12 protein-coding genes are annotated in these 16,379 nt (G+C 42.3%); 8 read left to right on the top strand and 4 right to left on the bottom strand.

Annotation, left to right across the window (positions count from 1 at the left end; genetic code table 11):
- Positions 1 to 10: 10 nt before the first annotated feature.
- Positions 11 to 880: a GGDEF domain-containing protein gene (locus L4D78_RS09780; protein WP_428466741.1), complete on the bottom strand. Its 870-nt coding sequence runs from the start codon at positions 878 to 880 to the stop codon at positions 11 to 13.
- 537 nt (positions 881 to 1,417) lie between these two features.
- Between L4D78_RS09780 and L4D78_RS09775 the strand changes: the two genes are divergently transcribed.
- The gene (locus tag L4D78_RS09775) at positions 1,418 to 3,073 is read left to right on the top strand and encodes an ATPase RavA domain-containing protein (protein WP_428466808.1); all 1,656 of its coding nucleotides are present in this window, start codon (positions 1,418 to 1,420) and stop codon (positions 3,071 to 3,073) included.
- Positions 3,074 to 3,087: 14 nt separating this feature from the next.
- Complete coding sequence (viaA, locus tag L4D78_RS09770; RefSeq protein WP_428466740.1) at positions 3,088 to 4,536, top strand: ATPase RavA stimulator ViaA; 1,449 nt, start codon at positions 3,088 to 3,090, stop codon at positions 4,534 to 4,536.
- Positions 4,537 to 4,626: 90 nt separating this feature from the next.
- On the opposite strand, the gene L4D78_RS09765 is transcribed toward viaA, so the two are convergent.
- The gene (locus tag L4D78_RS09765) at positions 4,627 to 5,715 is read right to left on the bottom strand and encodes a transporter substrate-binding domain-containing protein (RefSeq protein ID WP_428466739.1); all 1,089 of its coding nucleotides are present in this window, start codon (positions 5,713 to 5,715) and stop codon (positions 4,627 to 4,629) included.
- A gap of 322 nt (positions 5,716 to 6,037) precedes the next feature.
- On the opposite strand from L4D78_RS09765, the gene L4D78_RS09760 reads away from it, so the two are divergent.
- Genes L4D78_RS09760 through L4D78_RS09735 form a run of 6 tightly spaced genes read left to right on the top strand, consistent with a single transcriptional unit; the run spans position 6,038 to position 12,159 of the window.
- On the top strand, positions 6,038 to 6,976 hold the full coding sequence (locus L4D78_RS09760; RefSeq protein WP_428466738.1) for an N-carbamoyl-D-amino-acid hydrolase: 939 nt from the start codon (positions 6,038 to 6,040) through the stop codon (positions 6,974 to 6,976).
- A 5-nt stretch (positions 6,977 to 6,981) separates the two neighbouring features.
- Positions 6,982 to 7,650: an aspartate/glutamate racemase family protein gene (locus L4D78_RS09755; protein WP_428466737.1), complete on the top strand. Its 669-nt coding sequence runs from the start codon at positions 6,982 to 6,984 to the stop codon at positions 7,648 to 7,650.
- A 29-nt stretch (positions 7,651 to 7,679) separates the two neighbouring features.
- Positions 7,680 to 9,161, top strand: a complete 1,482-nt coding sequence (hydA, locus tag L4D78_RS09750; RefSeq protein ID WP_428466736.1) for a dihydropyrimidinase — start codon at positions 7,680 to 7,682, stop codon at positions 9,159 to 9,161.
- A gap of 32 nt (positions 9,162 to 9,193) precedes the next feature.
- The gene (locus L4D78_RS09745) at positions 9,194 to 10,237 is read left to right on the top strand and encodes a TRAP transporter substrate-binding protein (protein ID WP_428466735.1); all 1,044 of its coding nucleotides are present in this window, start codon (positions 9,194 to 9,196) and stop codon (positions 10,235 to 10,237) included.
- Between the two features lie 18 nt (positions 10,238 to 10,255).
- On the top strand, positions 10,256 to 10,870 hold the full coding sequence (locus L4D78_RS09740; protein ID WP_428466734.1) for a TRAP transporter small permease subunit: 615 nt from the start codon (positions 10,256 to 10,258) through the stop codon (positions 10,868 to 10,870).
- On the top strand, positions 10,867 to 12,159 hold the full coding sequence (locus L4D78_RS09735) for a TRAP transporter large permease (protein WP_428466733.1): 1,293 nt from the start codon (positions 10,867 to 10,869) through the stop codon (positions 12,157 to 12,159). Before L4D78_RS09740 ends, L4D78_RS09735 begins: the two co-directional genes overlap by 4 nt.
- 13 nt (positions 12,160 to 12,172) lie before the next feature.
- Here the strand turns inward: L4D78_RS09735 and L4D78_RS09730 are convergent, their stop codons facing one another.
- Together L4D78_RS09730 and L4D78_RS09725 are read right to left on the bottom strand one after the other, a co-directional pair.
- Complete coding sequence (locus L4D78_RS09730; protein WP_428466732.1) at positions 12,173 to 13,069, bottom strand: LysR family transcriptional regulator; 897 nt, start codon at positions 13,067 to 13,069, stop codon at positions 12,173 to 12,175.
- Between the two features lie 212 nt (positions 13,070 to 13,281).
- Positions 13,282 to 16,374 (bottom strand): tetrathionate reductase subunit A, encoded by a 3,093-nt coding sequence (locus L4D78_RS09725; protein WP_428466731.1) that lies wholly within the window; start codon positions 16,372 to 16,374, stop codon positions 13,282 to 13,284.
- Positions 16,375 to 16,379: the final 5 nt, after the last annotated feature.

The following is a 16,379-nucleotide window of genomic DNA, read 5'->3' as shown; positions in this document are numbered from 1 at the left end:
AAAATCAGTATTAGCTTTGGGCTAATGGTTTACTTATTTTATCCAGATACATCTCTTTATCAGCTTTTGCTAGAATCGAGTCAGGGTCACTGAGGTTTCCAGGATAATAAGGTGATAGCCCTACACTAAAGTCAATATTGTAGTAGCGCCTTTTTTTTGCAGTCGCATCATATAAATTTGATATCCACACTTGGCAAACATTATTATCTTCTGTTGGCAGTAAAACAACAAACTCATCACCGCCAATTCGATATATTTGGCTGCCGGTAGGTGCTGTTTGTATTAATGTTTTTGCGATATCTACGAGTAATTCATCACCGCTTTTATGACCAAATTTATCATTGACCTGCTTAAAGTTATCAAGATCGATATAGGCTAAAATACCTCGTTGTAAATTAATGGCCATTTTATCGAATCGACGAAAAAGAGAGCGGCGATTTTGTAATCCAGTCAAATCATCTTCTAGTGCTAAACGGCTGAGATCTGCTTCGAATTGTCGGGAGCGATCTATTTGTGTGTGTAATGTTGTGATTAAATCACGACGCTGGTGCAGCATTTTGATAAAACAAAAACACATTAGGAACACACCGATATGCATGAAAATATCGTCGGTAGAATCAATAAGCCAATGATTATCAAGCTCTGGTATTTCATCCAATAAATCAGCGATTACACCAATTGAATATGTCCCTAGAGCAAGCAGTAGCCAGCTGCGCATTCCTTTACCGAAGTCTTCTTTCAGTAACATAAAAATGAGCACTAAAGTAAGGATTGATATGAAGCTTTCAAGTTGGCCATTAGAGGGTACAAGTGCTGAAAGCAATATACCTATACACACAATGGCAGTTAGGCGTATAGGAAGTTGGGATAATGTACTCATGATTGATATTTGTAATTATGGCTATTTCTTTGATAGTTACAGAGCCACGGGTGTTAAACAATGTGTTTACAAAGTCATGATTAGAAGTAATGTTTAGATCTTTTTCTTTTGCACATATTTATCCTGCTCGTGTCAATAGTGACTCGAGTGGCTATTCTACCCATTTGTATTTTGTTTCCCTGCTTCCTTCTTCTCTTATTTCTTGAGACAGAATAATCATTTTCTGGAATGGAAAATCACCGATGAATATTTGCTCTTCTTATTACAAAAATAGTGTGTTTGTAGTTAGGCTAATAGCAGGAAACAAACGAAAACTTGATCCTTGTCGTTTTAGTTTTGAAATCGGTTCTTGATAGTGTTAAGTACGTCTCAAAAATGGAATCATAGTTTGTGCAGTGGAACGTGATGGATGTGTTTGATATACAAAGAGTGTAACAAAATATTTCAGTTCACATCATTGTAACATTTAGGGGTTTATGTCTATCCTGAATAATAGTGCTGAAGCACATGGATATGGCAACTAAAGAGGTCGGAAGTATGCTGACAATGGCAAAAAATACACAGCCGAATAAAGCGCTGGTTTCTGAACGGATTCAGAAATTAATCAAAGCGCTTTCAAATGGCGTTTATGAGCGAGAAGAAACCATCAAACTATGCCTTCTTGCCGCATTAGCCGGAGAGAGTGTATTCCTCTTGGGCCCTCCGGGAATTGCCAAAAGCTTAATTGCCAAAAGATTGATTCAGGCGTTTGATAACAGCAAATTTTTTGATTATCTAATGACGCGATTTTCTACGCCAGAAGAGGTGTTTGGCCCATTATCCATTCAAGAGTTAAAAGATAATGGTAAGTATGTCCGCTTAGTTGACGGCTATTTACCGACAGCACAAGTTGTTTTCCTCGACGAAATTTGGAAAGCAGGACCGGCTATATTGAATACCTTATTGACAGTTGTTAATGAACGAACGTTTAAAAATGGCCAAGAGGTGTTACCTGTTCCGATGCGGTTACTTATTACGGCATCGAATGAATTACCAGAAGAAGACAGCGGTTTAGAAGCACTCTACGACCGGATGTTAGTACGTGTATTCGTTAATCGAATTCAAGAGAAGCAAAACTTTAAAGCGATGCTAATGGGAGAAGGGCCGGCCATTCAAGAGCTAGAGCCGGGGTTAGCCATTACAGATGAAGAGTACGACAATTGGCAGGCTCATATTGATGAGATTAAATTATCAGAAAGTATTTTTGAAAAAATTTATCAACTCAAAGCAATGATCGAGAAGCGTTCGGATGAATCTGATGTTTCGGATGATTCGGAAAGTGAACTATATATATCAGATCGCCGTTGGAAAAAATCGGTGCGCTTGCTAAAAGCGAGTGCCTTCTATAATGCTCGTGATGCAATCAATCCTCTTGATTTACTTCTGTTACAAGATTGCATGTGGCATAGCCCAGAATCTCGTAATGTTATTCGATCTATCATCAATGATTTTGCTGTTCAGAAAGCGTTTAATCAGGAGGCTTCTCAGTTCGATGCTAATGAGTCTCAACGAATTATTGATGAAGTACACCATGAAGTCGTTAGTGAGCTGTGTTTAACATTTAGCCGTGAAAGTATGATGCGTAAAGAGTGGTATAAGTACGACTTCAGTAGCGCTAAGCGTTATAACGTTAACCATAACGCTAAAATGATAAAGCTTGTAATGCTACAACAGAACCCATCGGTTTCAGAGAAAGAAAATGGCGATAGTCGTTGGGTGTATGTTGATGGTGATGAATTTGAGAAGAAAATCAAAACGGGCCAATGTGATATTTATGGCTACGTGAACAAAAATACGCATTTATGCCGACTTCAGTTTGAAGTTGATGCTGAGTTACGTTTAGTGATTAAAGATATTGCTAATCGCTCTGTGTTAGTCGGTATTGCTGGAGAAAAGGGGATTACCCCCGAGTTGCAGCAGCGTTGGCTCTCTTGCGCTGAAGATGCATCTTCAAAAGTCGTTGATGCTGAGCATAATTTAAAAATATCGAAGAGTAGCTTTCATGGGGCATTGCCGCATAACTTCATCGACCCACGTTTACCCGAGTTGATCGAGCAAAGCTTATCTACAGCCTCTGATTCTGTACATGAGTTAAAATTAACTATTGATAAGAGTGTTTTTCGAATCACTCATTTATCTGAATACTTTGCTTAATAGAGGGGTGTCCAATGCCAGTTTCTGAAGGACTCAACCTTGCTATGATGCTAGCGGAATCTGGCATCATTGATAATGCAATACATGAAATGATGATGCGCCCACAGCTTATTGTGGCGGCTGAGTCTAACCCTGGGATAAAGTCGGCGATGAAAAGTCAGATTTTGAAGTGGCGAGGTCAGGTACAGAGAAGGATCACAAAAGTTAGCGTTGAAGAGCGCTTCCATCAAGAAATTGAACTTCATCAAGACGTGATTAATTGGGGCCGGGATTATTTTGATGAGCATGTACTCGACGTTGTGAAACAACTAGAAGGGCACTCAGCGTTCTATTTTAAAGCCAAGACCTTGCTTGAGCGTGATTTACAAAAACATAATCCTATGTTTCAAAGTTATTTTTGTCACCAATGGAGCCAACATTTAACTCAGGCTCTAACAGAAGCTCAACTTAACGAGCTAGAGCAGCATAAAGAGAAATTATTGGCTGACCTTTATCAACGTATTGAAACAATGCGCCAGATGGAAGAAGTAACAGAAGCTGGTGATGAAAAGAAAGCGGGCCGTTTATGGGATATGGCCAAAGCCAAATTAACAAAGAGTGATGTGACTACGCTCAAGTCGATTGCCACTTTTTTAAAGAAAAATAATGGTCTGCAAGAAATAGCAGAGAAGTTAGGTCGTATGGCCAATGAAGTGGATGACCCAAATAAAGAACGAGTTCGTTCTGAAGATTTAAAAATGGTTGAAGAACAGAGTGATAATGTCACTGATGATATTGTTGGGATTCATGAAAGTGATGATCTATCAAAACTGTTACCTAATGAGGCCATGTTTTTAGCTTATCCAGAGTTGGAAGTTGTTTTCTATAAGCATTTAGTTGATAAACGATTATTGAATTACCGAATGCAAGGCGCTCAGCGTAAGCTACGACGAGTGAAAGCATTTAAACGTCAAACAAAACAGGTAGAGCAAGATAAAGGTCCGTTCATCGTTTGTATTGATGCGTCTGGGTCGATGAATGGTTTTCCAGAGCAATGTGCGAAAGCACTGGCTTATGGGTTAATGCAAATTGCATTAGCAGAAGACCGTGACTGCTATGTGATTATGTTTTCGACCCAGCAAATAACGTATGAGCTTACAAAACAAGATGGCCTTAGTGAAGCTTTAAACTTTCTATCGTACTCATTTCATGGTGGTACTGATTTAGGCCCTGTTCTGGACCAGTCTATCGATTTGATGTGTGGTGAAAAGTATAAGAACGCAGATTTAGTGGTGCTTTCTGATTTTATTGCACCATCACAACCAGAAGAAATGATGAAGCGTATTACTAAGTTGAAAGAGCATAAAAATCGTTTTCATGCGGTTAACTTATCAAAATACGGAAATCCAGAATTAATGACCATATTTGATCATTGTTGGTCTTACCATCCATCTAAACTCGGGCGTTTATTAAAGTGGAGATAAACGGCTGATTTAACGAGTTCCATTATAGTTGTCTTAGCTTTGGCGAACCTTAGGTTCGCCCTTTTTTTATTTTTTTGCTTTATATATTGCTTATTCTGCAAAGTATTCATGTAAGGCTTGGCGCCATTCAGGGCTTTGCCTGATTTTGAGTAGTGCACGGTTTAACTGTTCACGATATGGGCTATTATTTTCAATAACCAAACCATAGTTTTGTTTCTCAAACCTGTAAGGCAAAACAGTTAAATCTTCATACTGTCCGCTTTCTTTTGATTTTTTAATTAAATATTTCAATACCGCATCGTCAGCCACAATCGCTTCAACATCTTCGTTATCCAATGCCGTTAATAAGGACTCAATATCTTCATAATCGCGGTGAACAATGCTTTGGTTAACGAGAAATGCTGAGGATGTTGATGCTTTCTTCGCCCCGACAGTGAGGTTTGCGAGGTCATTTGGACCTTTTATATCGCTATTTAGCAAGCCTAAAGTGAATGTACTGGCCAATACTGCGGTAATACTAGCAATAAAGAAGGTGGTGAAAATGGCTAATATCACGGTTAAAATTCGCCCTGGGAGGGTTTTAAATTCAAAATAATTAAATGGTCCTTTTGTAATAAATAACAGCCCGAGAATGAACCCTTCAATCATTTGTGCTTTCGATGAACGCATTGAATACAGCTTATCATTTAGCCGGTGTTCAAGCAGGTAATAGATTCCACCCACAATCGATGCTGCAACGAAGACAAAGGCTAAAACAAGAAGCAGTTTAGTATTGGTAAATAGGCTTTTTAGTGACGCTAAGTAGCCTTGCCGCTTAACGGCAATTGCAAGGTGGGTTTCATAGTAAGAGTGTGAGAAATCGAGAACCTCTTCGCGCTCAGGCGTAATAGATATACATGATACACCAATGTTGATGTTGCCGATGGCGACGTCATCGAGTAGCTCTTGCAGTTCATGATTACTGATGATGTATTCCAATTGCAGCTCTTGTGCAATTTTCTGCCACAGCAAAATACTCAGACCAGTATAGGATTTGTCGCCATGCTCAATCACAAAGGGCGGGCAGTTGTAACTACCCACATTGATCTTTGAGGCCGAATAAGCCGAAGTAGAGAATAAAATAAAACTGTATAGCAACGTGAAGATAGCAATAGATTTACGGGTGATTATTTTAATCATTACTGCTCTCCACAATAGTAACGCTATAGGGAAAGTATAATCACTGATTGTGTATGTGATTCTCTTTACTGCTATAACGAAGCGCCTTCTTTGTTTGAGTATTCACCGTACCGCTACAGTTGGCTAACACAACTAAAAAATAGCCTGCAAAACTGTGGAGTATTTCATTAACTTTTCAGTTAGATCAATTAAGCCTATGTAAGAGGTAAATCATAGCTCTATAACCTGGGGTTATAGTCTGATCTGAATAACGAATTGGTCAATATTTAGCAAAGCTGTAACACTCAATTTAACTAAAGCGGAGCAGTTAAAGAGAGTCATTATGTCTAGAAAAATAAAATTGGGTGGTGCACAACTTGGCCCAATACAGCGCTCAGAATCAAAGCAAGAAGTGGTCAAAAGAATGTTGGTTCTTTTGGATAATGCACACAAAAACAACTGTGATTTTGTGGTGTTCCCCGAGTTAGCTTTGACGACATTTTTTCCTCGTTGGAATATCGAAGATCAGGAAGAAGTTGATAGCTACTTTGAATATGAAATGCCGAATGCCATCACGCAAGAGCTATTTGATAAAGCAAGAGAATATCAGATTGGTTTCTATTTAGGCTATGCCGAAGCCGTGGCTGAAGGTGAATCGAAACGTTATTTCAATACCTCTATCTTGGTTGATAGCAGTGGTCACATAGTTGGTAAATACCGGAAGATCCATCTACCTGGCCATGACAAATATGATGCTGAAAGAGCCTTTCAGCATCTTGAGAAAAAATACTTTGAGGTCGGAGATATAGGCTTCCCTGTTTACCGCAATGAGCATGGCTTGTTTGGTATGTGTATCTGTAACGACAGACGTTGGCCAGAAACCTACAGGGTAATGGGATTACAAGGGGTTGAGTTGATTGCTTTAGGTTATAACACCCCCACAACTAACTCACAGCGCCCAGAGGAAGGTGCAGAAGATCGAACTTTCCATAGTGAACTCTCAATTCAGGCTGGCGCCTATCAAAACGGTACATTTGTCGTTGCTGTGGCAAAAGCTGGAGTAGAAAACGGTTTCCCACTTCTTGGTGGCTCTATCATTGTTCACCCATCGGGCAAAGTACTTGCAAAGGCTACCACGCTTGAGGATGAGCTGATTATGGCCGATATCGATCTTGATGACACAGTGTTTTTTAAACAAACGATTTTTGATTTTGCGCGACATCGCCAGCCTCAGCATTACGGTCGGATTGTTGAACAAAAAGGCGTTCTTTTACCAGAGTGATGACTATGTATAGAGTGACAGTAATAAATCCAAACAGCTCACCAGAGGTGACAGAGGTTATTCAGAAATCCATTGGTAATAAGTTTAAACATATTCTAGATATCAAATGCCTAACGTTGAATGATGGCCCAAAAGGTATTGAGAGTCAGAGCGATGCCGACAGAGTTATTACACCGTTGCTGGAATTGATCTCTGATTGTGAAGCTTATACTGATGTGTTTATTTTGGCTTGCTACTCGGATCCGGGAATATTTTCAGCAAGGGAAATTACCAATAAACCCGTATTAGGTATCGCGCAATCAGCGCTTTCATATGCATCGAACCTAGGGCAAAGAGTGGGGGTTATCTCAATTACAGATTCTTCTGTAGAGCGTCATACTCGCTATGCCCGAGCGATTCAATACGATCCATTCATTGTGGCAGATATTTCCGCCAACCTATCCATCACAGACTTATCAGACCCTGATGTGGCTTTCAGTAAGTTGATGGGAGTAGCTACAACCCTAAAACAGGATTATGCCGCAGATGTCATCGTATTGGGGTGTGCTGGTATGGGAAGTTACCGCCACTCAATAGAAAAAGAGCTGAATATTACTGTAATAGACCCTATACAAGCGTCGATAGGGCTAGCTCTGTCAACCGTTGCTTACCGTTATTCGGCATCAGCGCATTAGGTTCGATAAACATTTCGCAAGGAAAGGCTATGGGAATTTCTACATATCACCAATTTGATACTGTTGTTCGTAATGGAACTGTGATTACCGCAACTGAGAAAATGCACTGTGACATTGGAATCAAAGATGGTGTGATAACCGCCCTTGGTACAGGGCTTTCTTCTGGGGCTAATGAGGTTGATGTACAAGGGAAATACATTCTGCCCGGTGGGGTTGAGGCACACTGCCATATTGAGCAATCCTCTTCACATGGGATCATGACTGCAGATGACTTTTACTCCGGTTCGGTGTCTGCAGCTTTTGGTGGTAACACCACCATAGTGCCTTTTGCCTGCCAGCATAAAGGTCAGTCCCTCTTGAGTATCGCTGATAGCTATGAGCAGAGTGGTAAAGAAAAGTCGGTGATTGACTTCTCTTATCACGTGATTGTTTCTGATCCCACTCAAGAGGTACTTAACGATGAGCTGCCTACACTCATCCGCCGAGGTATTACTTCGTTTAAGGTATATACAACCTATGAACTGCTGAAGCTAGACGATTATCAGATGTTAGAGGTTCTAGCGCTTGCCAGAAAAGAACAAGCCTTGGTGATGGTTCATGCCGAAAACTACGACATGATTCGCTGGCTAACCGATAGGCTATTGGCAAAAGGTCACATTGAACCGAAGTTTCATGCCATTAGCCATCCGCAGATTGGTGAAGGTGAGGCTGCCAATCGAGTTATTAGCTTGTCAGAGTTTATTGATGTTCCATTGCTTATCGTGCACGTCTCCTGCTCGGAGGCCACAAAAGCGATTCGGGAAGCTCAAACTAAAGGGCTTAAAATCTACGGGGAAACCTGTCCTCAGTACCTCACTCTAACAATGCAAGATTTAGAGCGTGAAGGTATGGAAGGGGCGAAGTTTTGCTGCAGCCCACCTCCGAGAGATTTAGAGTCGCAGGAGTCAATATGGAATGGGTTGAGTAATGGTACGTTCCAAATTCTGTCTTCAGATCATGCCCCTTATCGCTTTGATAGCTCCGGCAAGCTCAATCAGGGTATGAAGACCCCATTCAATAAGATCGCAAATGGTCTTCCCGGAATCGAGGTGCGGTTGCCGCTGTTTTATAACGAAGCTGTGAATTCTGGAAGGCTCGATATTCACCAGTTTGTTGCCTTAACCTCGACAAATGCCGCTCGAATTTATGGCTTGTTTCCACAAAAGGGCACCATTGCCATTGGTTCGGATGCAGATCTAGCTATCTGGGATATGGAAAAAGAAGTAGAAATAAGGTCCGAGGCCCTTCACGACAACGCTGACTATACCCCATATGAAGGAAAGAAAGTGAGGGGGTGGCCAGTACAAGTTATGCAACGTGGAAAATTAATTGTTGAGGGTCAAAAGCTGATTGCTGATAGAGGAGAGGGGCTATTCCTTTCTCGAAAGAGTTCGTCATTTAGTAAACCTTTAGGTAGAAAGATCAAAGAGATGGATGTGAGCAGGAATTTTGGTGCTGATCTGTATACCTAATACTCTATTCATGAAAGTAAAAGGATTTCATTATGGAAAAATTTAATAGAAAACTGATAACAATGCCGTTTCTATTCCTTACCCTTTTCTCCGCACCGAGTTACGCGGAACAGGTTAAGATTCGCGTGTTAGGCTTTTGGGGTAACCAGCCTCAGGTAGATGATGTTGATAAAGGTGTATGGCAATCGATAGAAAAAGAGACAGATGGCCGTATTAAGGTTGAATATGTCACGCTAAATGAAGCGGGGGTAAAAGGAAATCAAGCCCTTAGGTTTTTGAAGAAAGGCACATTTGATATCATGACTATCTCCGTCAGTTATGTGAGTGGTGATGAACCTTCGCTTGTTGCTGTTGACCTCCCTGCAATCGCCTACGACTTCGATACTCTAAAGAATATTTCAGACTCTTATCGAGACACCATGGCGGAACGTCTCGAGCGTTTTAATGGTGTGCTCTTATCCCACTGGCCTTTCAACCCTCAAATCATGTTCTGTAAAGACCCCATTAATTCATTAGACGACCTAAAAGGGAAGAAGGTAAGGGTAAGTGGCGCACCTGCCGCTGATGCGCTTGAGAAATTGGGTGGAACAGCCGTGAACATGACTGGAGGTGAGGTATATCAAGCCTTGCAACGAGGGTTGGTGGACTGCGCCTCAACGGGAACAACTTTTGGCTTCAAGAACAAACTTCATGAGGTAACAAATTACCTCTACGACTTACCAATTGGTGGCTATTCTCAAGTCGTTCAAGTGGCTAACAGCAAGTTCTGGGAGCGACTAGATGAGAGTGATCGAACCCTTATTCAAAGTAAGTTGCAATCCTCAGAAAATGAGCTTTGGGCTATGGCGCCTGTGATTCATAAGATAGGCATCAGTTGTAATACTTCTAGCAGCCCTTGTTCTTTAGAAGGAGAACCTGGGGACATGGAGTACTCTGAGGTTTCGGTAAGCGATAAAAACAAGCTGGCGAAGATCCTTCATGACGATGTGGTGCCTAAATGGGTTTCTAGCTGTAACCGCGTATACAAAGAGTGTGGTGCTAGATTTGAAGCCTTGATTTTACCTGAAACTGAATAGCATTTGAGGAGTTCTATCATGAATACAATTCATCGGATAGAGTTTAGGTTAAAACAGGCTTCATCAAAGCTGTGTATTGTATCTGGGTGGTTACTTATCTTGCTTTCGCTAGCGGTATGTTTTGAGGTTTTGGTAAGGAAGATCTTTAACTATTCATTGCAAGGAGTAGATGAGTATGGCGGCTATATTCTAGCCATCTCGTCTGCATTGGGGTTCATTTACGCCTTTTATGCCAACTCCCATATAAAGATTGATTTGTTGGTGCGTAGATTACCGAAGAAAGCCCAGCTCATTCTTAGTTTATTCAGTAATGCGTGTTTGCTTTTTGTTATTATGTTATTTGCCTACCAGACATTACTTCTGGCCTATGAATCATGGGATTTTATGGCGATATCGAACACACCTTTACGCACACCAATTTATATTCCTCAGCTAATTTGGTCTTTAGCTTGGTTTAGTTTTGCTATCGCCATCGTTTTTCGTATCTCAAATATGCTGATTTATATTCGAGCAAAAGATTGGGGCCAACTGCAAGAGCTACAAAAAAGCTATGACCCAGAAGAGGAGAAGAAGACGCTAAAGTCAGAGAATGCTAAGGGTAGTTTAGTTTCAGCAGAAGAGGTGCAATCATGATTTATACTATGGGTTTAGCAATCGGTCTGATTGTGCTTCTGTTTATTGGTTTACACGTTGCTAGTGCTATCTCTGTGTTGGCCTTTACCGCTGATTTTTTCTTGCTGGACAGCCGTATGATGGCTAGTGCGGCATCGATAGCTTGGGATAGGATGAATGAGTTTTCCCTTATTGCAATTCCGTTGTTCGTGTTGCTGGGGGAGATCCTACTTCGGTCAGGAATTGCCAATCGACTTTATACAGCCTTAGCTGCTTGGCTAGAGCGCTTACCTGGGGGGTTATTGCATACCAACACAGTGGCGAGTTCTCTGTTTGCTGCGATGTCGGGTTCCAGTGTTGCCACGGCAGCAACCATAGGTACAGTGGCAATACCGATCCTAGAGGAAAGAGGTTATAACAAGCATATGGTGCTTGGTTCTCTTGCGGCTGGTGGGACATTAGGGGTTCTTATCCCTCCAAGTATTTTGATGATAGTTTATGGTGCGTTGGCAGATGTATCGGTCGGTAAACTGTTTGTTGCGGCTGTTATACCCGGACTGATCCTTACCCTGCTGATGTCTGCCATCATTATCACTGTGACTCTGTTTTTAGGTGCTGATTATAAGAAGGCAGAGAGCATGAGCCTTAAGAAGAAGGTGAAACTTCTTCTGGATATCTTACCAGTGACTTCGATTTTTATCGTGATTCTGGGGAGCATCTATTTTGGTTTTGCGACACCAACGGAAGCCGCTGCACTGGGCATTGTTGCGGCATTGGGATTAACCCTCTACGAGAAAAAGCTCAGCGTATCCATGCTACATAACGCCTTCCATGGCACTTTTAAAACCACGTCGATGATCATCTTGATCATAGCCAGTGCGTTTTGTTTGAACTTTGTGTTGTCTCTACTTGGAATCCCTCAAGCGGCCTCTCAAGCCATTATGGAGGCGGGGCTGTCTCCCTACACCATGATCTGGATGCTAGTTATCTTCTACATTATTCTGGGGTGTTTTCTTGAGGCGGTCTCAATGATGGTGACGACCGTGGGAATTGTTGTACCTATTGCCGTTGCCGCGGGTTTTGATTCCTTGTGGTTTGGCATATTCTTAACTGTGTTAATGGAACTCTCCCTGATCACTCCACCGGTAGGGCTAAACCTATACGTGGTTCAAAACTTGAGGAAAGGGCAGACGGATATCTCCGATGTGTTTGTTGGCGTTATTCCATTTGTTATGGCGTTCTTTATACTGATAGCCATACTTATTTATTATCCTCAGGTAGCACTCTGGTTACCTTCAATGATGAAATAACGCGAAAAGGAGCTTACTTCAAAAGCTCCTTATTTTGGTCAAATTTAAAGTAGTCCTTAAAAAATATCTTGGCAATCTTCGATAAAGGCTTGGTTCTTGGGGTAGCCGAGAAGATGGTTATCGAGTGCTTACCTTCAATAGGAATATAACGGACATTATTAAAGGAGCGATTACATAGGGTAAACACGTCAACAATCGTAACCCCCACACCGGCATTAATAAGGTTACATGCGGTTGCGCAATACCTTACCTCGATATCCACTTGCTGCTCGATTTGGTTTTGTAGGAAAACATCATTGATGATCTGCCCTATGGGCGAGTTTCTAGGGTAAGAAATGAGCTTTTCGTTATTAATCTGCTCTATCGATATATGGTCAAGCTGGCTGAATTCGTGATCTTTGTGAAATGCACAGACCAGTTTTGCCCGGCTTAAGGGTTTGCTAATGATCAAGGGGTGAGCGATGGGAGTGATAGTTAAGCCAATCTCATATTGGTGATCCAATAAAAGCTGAGTCATCGTTTCTTGGTTCGGGGTATCGAAATAGAGTTTTACTTTTGGGTAGTCATTGGAAAAATTGACTAGCGCATCAGATAAGATAGATTGGCTAAAGCTTGGGCTTGCAAGAATTTTTAAGGCTCCGGACTTGGAATCTCTTATTCTATCGACCTCTGAACTGAATTGGGAGAAGGAAGAGAAGATGCTATTTGAGCTTTCAAATAGTTGTTCTGCTTCAAATGTGGGTACTAGGCGCCCTCCCATTCGTTGAAACAGCGTAAATCCCAACTGCCGTTCAAATTGAGCCAACATCTTACTTACTGCTGGTTGTGAAATTAGGAGTATTTTAGCCGCATTTTTAGTTGACCCAGTCTCCATGACTCTGCGGAATATTTCCACATGCCTTAAATTCATAGTATTTCCATATACTAGAGCAACAAGATGCTTAAAAGATATCTAGGGTCGACCTGAATTGTCAATAGAGAATCATTCAGTATAAAAAATGACTGCTTGTTGAGTTAGGAAAATCGGCATTAGCCGTGCCCTTATACGCTAAACCGTGTAAATACAAAACTACACGGTTTAGCTGGCAAAATTAAGCTGTATTTGCTTACTATTTCGTTATTTTAAACCTTACGGATTTTTGCCGGTAAAGACTGGCGAGCTGCGGCTCCCACGACCCAGTCAAGCATAACGCCTTTACTTTCACGGGTGGGGTCAATTAATCCTATATCGTTAATATTTACGCCATCTTTATTGCTGGCCTTGATGGGTTGTTGCTTGTCACCGATCCAATGAGCACGTTCCCCTAGTTCGGTATGGCCAAATCCATGTTCAAAGCCAAGTGTGCCAGGGATAACGCCTTCCAAAACCATAGCTATCGCCTTTGTACTGGTGCTTGGTGTTTCGATAATAAACTCGTCACCTGTTTTTATGCTGTTTTTGTTAGCATCCGCTGGGTGGATATAGACAGGATTCACACCTTTTATCGAGTTCAAACGAGGGGATAGGTTAGACACGGCACTATGGATATTTGATTTGAAATTCGTCAGGCTAAATGGCCATTCGTTTGCTGGGTAACGTTCTTCAAGAGGCGTACCGTCGCTCAGCTTTTGGGGGTGCCAAGTTGGGCAACCACTGTAGACCTCTCCCGTCATGGTGTTTATAGATGTGCCAAGTTTTTCATTCCATATAGCGACTGGTCGAGCCCATTTATATTTCATTTGCTCTCCCTGGTAGGCTTTTGAAGCATCCTCAAAGCGGCCACCTCGAGCAAAAATGTAAGAGACACGTTTAAGCTCTTCATTGGTTAATGTCTGTTGCATTGCAGGCAGAAGACGCTCTAGTCCAGACCACATAATATCTTCAGCCGATACTTCTGGCACGCCATCGTTCACATAGGCCAGATTGGCAGCAGCACGAAGGTAGAAATCTTCAGCGTTGTGGATACTATGCCAATTACCGTTGCGATCTTGGATTGCTTGCTCTCCAAAGCCACCAAGCCCCATCTTTTTTGCGACATCAATGAGGAAGTTCTCTAAACATATACTCCGGCCGTCATTGGTTTTATCGGTACGAGGTTCAACGATTGGCCAGCGAGCAGTCACCGTTTTTGTTGGGACGTCATGCCATGGCGTTGCCATGCCCCAGCTTTCATACGTGACTGTGTCTGGCACGATGTAGTCTGACAGTGCAGTTGTTTCATTGATAAACGCATCAATTGAGATAATCAAACCTAGCTGCTTAGGATCTTTCAGCTTTTCTTCGAGCAGGTTTTTTAACCCTGGAACCCCATATATTGGGTTTGCCATGTGGTTTATCCATGCTTTCGCACGATACGGATAGCCATCTATCGCTGCTGATAAATGCTCAGTTAGCAACGGTGCTGAAATAGGATACCACGGTGCACGAGTTGGGTATGGGGACTCACCGGCAGCGATGCGGCGCTTATACTCATTGGTTTTGTGGTATGGAAATTTACTACGAGAGAGGAAAATGCCTTTCGGTGCTGTTTTACCGTCAAATGTGGTGAAGTCGTAACGAGGACCTTTAGCGGAAGTTGGATACCCTCCAGCCTTCGCCATTGCTCCGCCTTTCATATTGATGTTACCAATAAGGGCGTTGAGCATCACAATGGTAAATGCATTATAGAAGCCATTGCTGTGCATGTTACCGCCGTGGGTATCGACAACGGCTTTTGTCCCATAACTGGTAAAGCGCTTAGCAAGCTCAATGATTTGTGCTTCAGGGATCCCACATTGTTGGCTATAAAATGCCAAGTCGTATTTGAACGCTTCATCTTTTAGGCGTTGCAAGGAAGACTTAACTCTAACAGAGCCTGTATTAAGCGTTAGCTCACGATCTACAAACAGTGATGCTTCGTTTGATTGCGTATGTAAGGCTAAATCACCACTTTGGGCATCGATGATCACATAGGGGTCGGTGTCTGATAGAGCATCACCGCTGAAAGGCATTCCTGCGTCAGACGCCCGAAGAAAGCTACCGTTACGTGAATGTTTTTCATCGCTGATCACCAGATGGGTTGCATTACACCAGTGTGCAGTACCCGCTTTTTTCATTGCGTTGACGCCCGGTTGAGCAAGAAAAGTTTGGTTGTAGCGTTGGTTTTCAATAATCCATTGGATCATCCCCAGCACTAATGCTGAATCGGTACCCGGTTTAATTGGAACCCAATGATTGTTATTGCCTGATGCCAAACTTGATGAACCAGCCGGTAAAGTGGGCGTAATTATGGTGTATTCCAGATTGCCTTCGGTACGGGCTTTTGCTAGTTGGCGAGCTTGACGTTTAAATGGGTTGCCAGCCTGTGCTGGCGACATACCGATGAAAATGACGTATTCAGCATTATCGAAGTCGGGTTTTAGGTGAGCAAACTTGTCCAAATCATTCATAAATGCTCCGCTACCAGCTCGGAACGCATAGCCACAATATGAACCATGATGGCCGAAATTTCGGGTGCCAAAACTATTAAACGCGAAGCGTTTTAGAATATCGTCACGACCTTCGTTACCCGCATTGGTGACTAAAAGCTGGTTGGCTTTTGGCCCATATTCAGGGTTTTGACTATCGACAGGTGTATTTAAATCGCGAATTGCATGTAGGCCATCGACATGGCCTTCTCCGAAGAGATCTCCGCCGTTCACGACTTCATTGATTAGTTGTTCGTAGCTAATCGGCTCCCATCGTCCTTCGCCACGTTTTCCCACGCGTTTTAGCGGTTGAGTTATGCGATATGGACTGTTGCGGATTTCCAGCATGGCATTACCACGAGCGCAAGCAGTCGAACGGCCTTCTAACCCCGCATCCCCAGTTAAGCCAAGATATGCCTCTTTTACTGGCGTATTAAAAGGTATATGTTCTTGATGAGAAAGTGGATGATAGGGATTACCGCTAATACGTAGAATCTCATCGTTGCGGTTGTCTATTCGTACACGAAGGCCGCACAATGTCCAACAACCGAAACACATAGAAGGTGCAACACGTTGGTTTGGGTTTAATACAAGATTACCGTGATCACTGACCTTGTATTCAGGCTCAAGCGAGTTACCGTGATGAATATCTTTGGTTTTTTGGCCTGCTGTACCTTCAATTACACCTTCCATCATGTGCTTAGTTGTTGTCGCGTAACCAGCGGCAAATGTCCCTAGACCACCAATTGCGAAACCTGATTTCAATATTTGTCGGCGTTTGTTATCCATGGTGA

Origin of the sequence: Photobacterium minamisatsumaniensis, assembly GCF_050336695.1 — a bacterium.
Lineage (GTDB): Bacteria > Pseudomonadota > Gammaproteobacteria > Enterobacterales > Vibrionaceae > Photobacterium > Photobacterium minamisatsumaniensis.
This window is presented reverse-complemented; position numbering and strand designations above follow the sequence as displayed.

Coding starts and splice junctions, on each gene's coding strand:
- L4D78_RS09780 (WP_428466741.1), bottom strand. CDS start 880: ATGAGTACATTATCCCAACTTCCTATACGCCTAACTGCCATTGTGTGT.
- L4D78_RS09775 (WP_428466808.1), top strand. CDS start 1,418: ATGCTGACAATGGCAAAAAATACACAGCCGAATAAAGCGCTGGTTTCT.
- viaA (WP_428466740.1), top strand. CDS start 3,088: ATGCCAGTTTCTGAAGGACTCAACCTTGCTATGATGCTAGCGGAATCT.
- L4D78_RS09765 (WP_428466739.1), bottom strand. CDS start 5,715: ATGATTAAAATAATCACCCGTAAATCTATTGCTATCTTCACGTTGCTA.
- L4D78_RS09760 (WP_428466738.1), top strand. CDS start 6,038: ATGTCTAGAAAAATAAAATTGGGTGGTGCACAACTTGGCCCAATACAG.
- L4D78_RS09755 (WP_428466737.1), top strand. CDS start 6,982: ATGTATAGAGTGACAGTAATAAATCCAAACAGCTCACCAGAGGTGACA.
- hydA (WP_428466736.1), top strand. CDS start 7,680: ATGGGAATTTCTACATATCACCAATTTGATACTGTTGTTCGTAATGGA.
- L4D78_RS09745 (WP_428466735.1), top strand. CDS start 9,194: ATGGAAAAATTTAATAGAAAACTGATAACAATGCCGTTTCTATTCCTT.
- L4D78_RS09740 (WP_428466734.1), top strand. CDS start 10,256: ATGAATACAATTCATCGGATAGAGTTTAGGTTAAAACAGGCTTCATCA.
- L4D78_RS09735 (WP_428466733.1), top strand. CDS start 10,867: ATGATTTATACTATGGGTTTAGCAATCGGTCTGATTGTGCTTCTGTTT.
- L4D78_RS09730 (WP_428466732.1), bottom strand. CDS start 13,069: ATGAATTTAAGGCATGTGGAAATATTCCGCAGAGTCATGGAGACTGGG.
- L4D78_RS09725 (WP_428466731.1), bottom strand. CDS start 16,374: ATGGATAACAAACGCCGACAAATATTGAAATCAGGTTTCGCAATTGGT.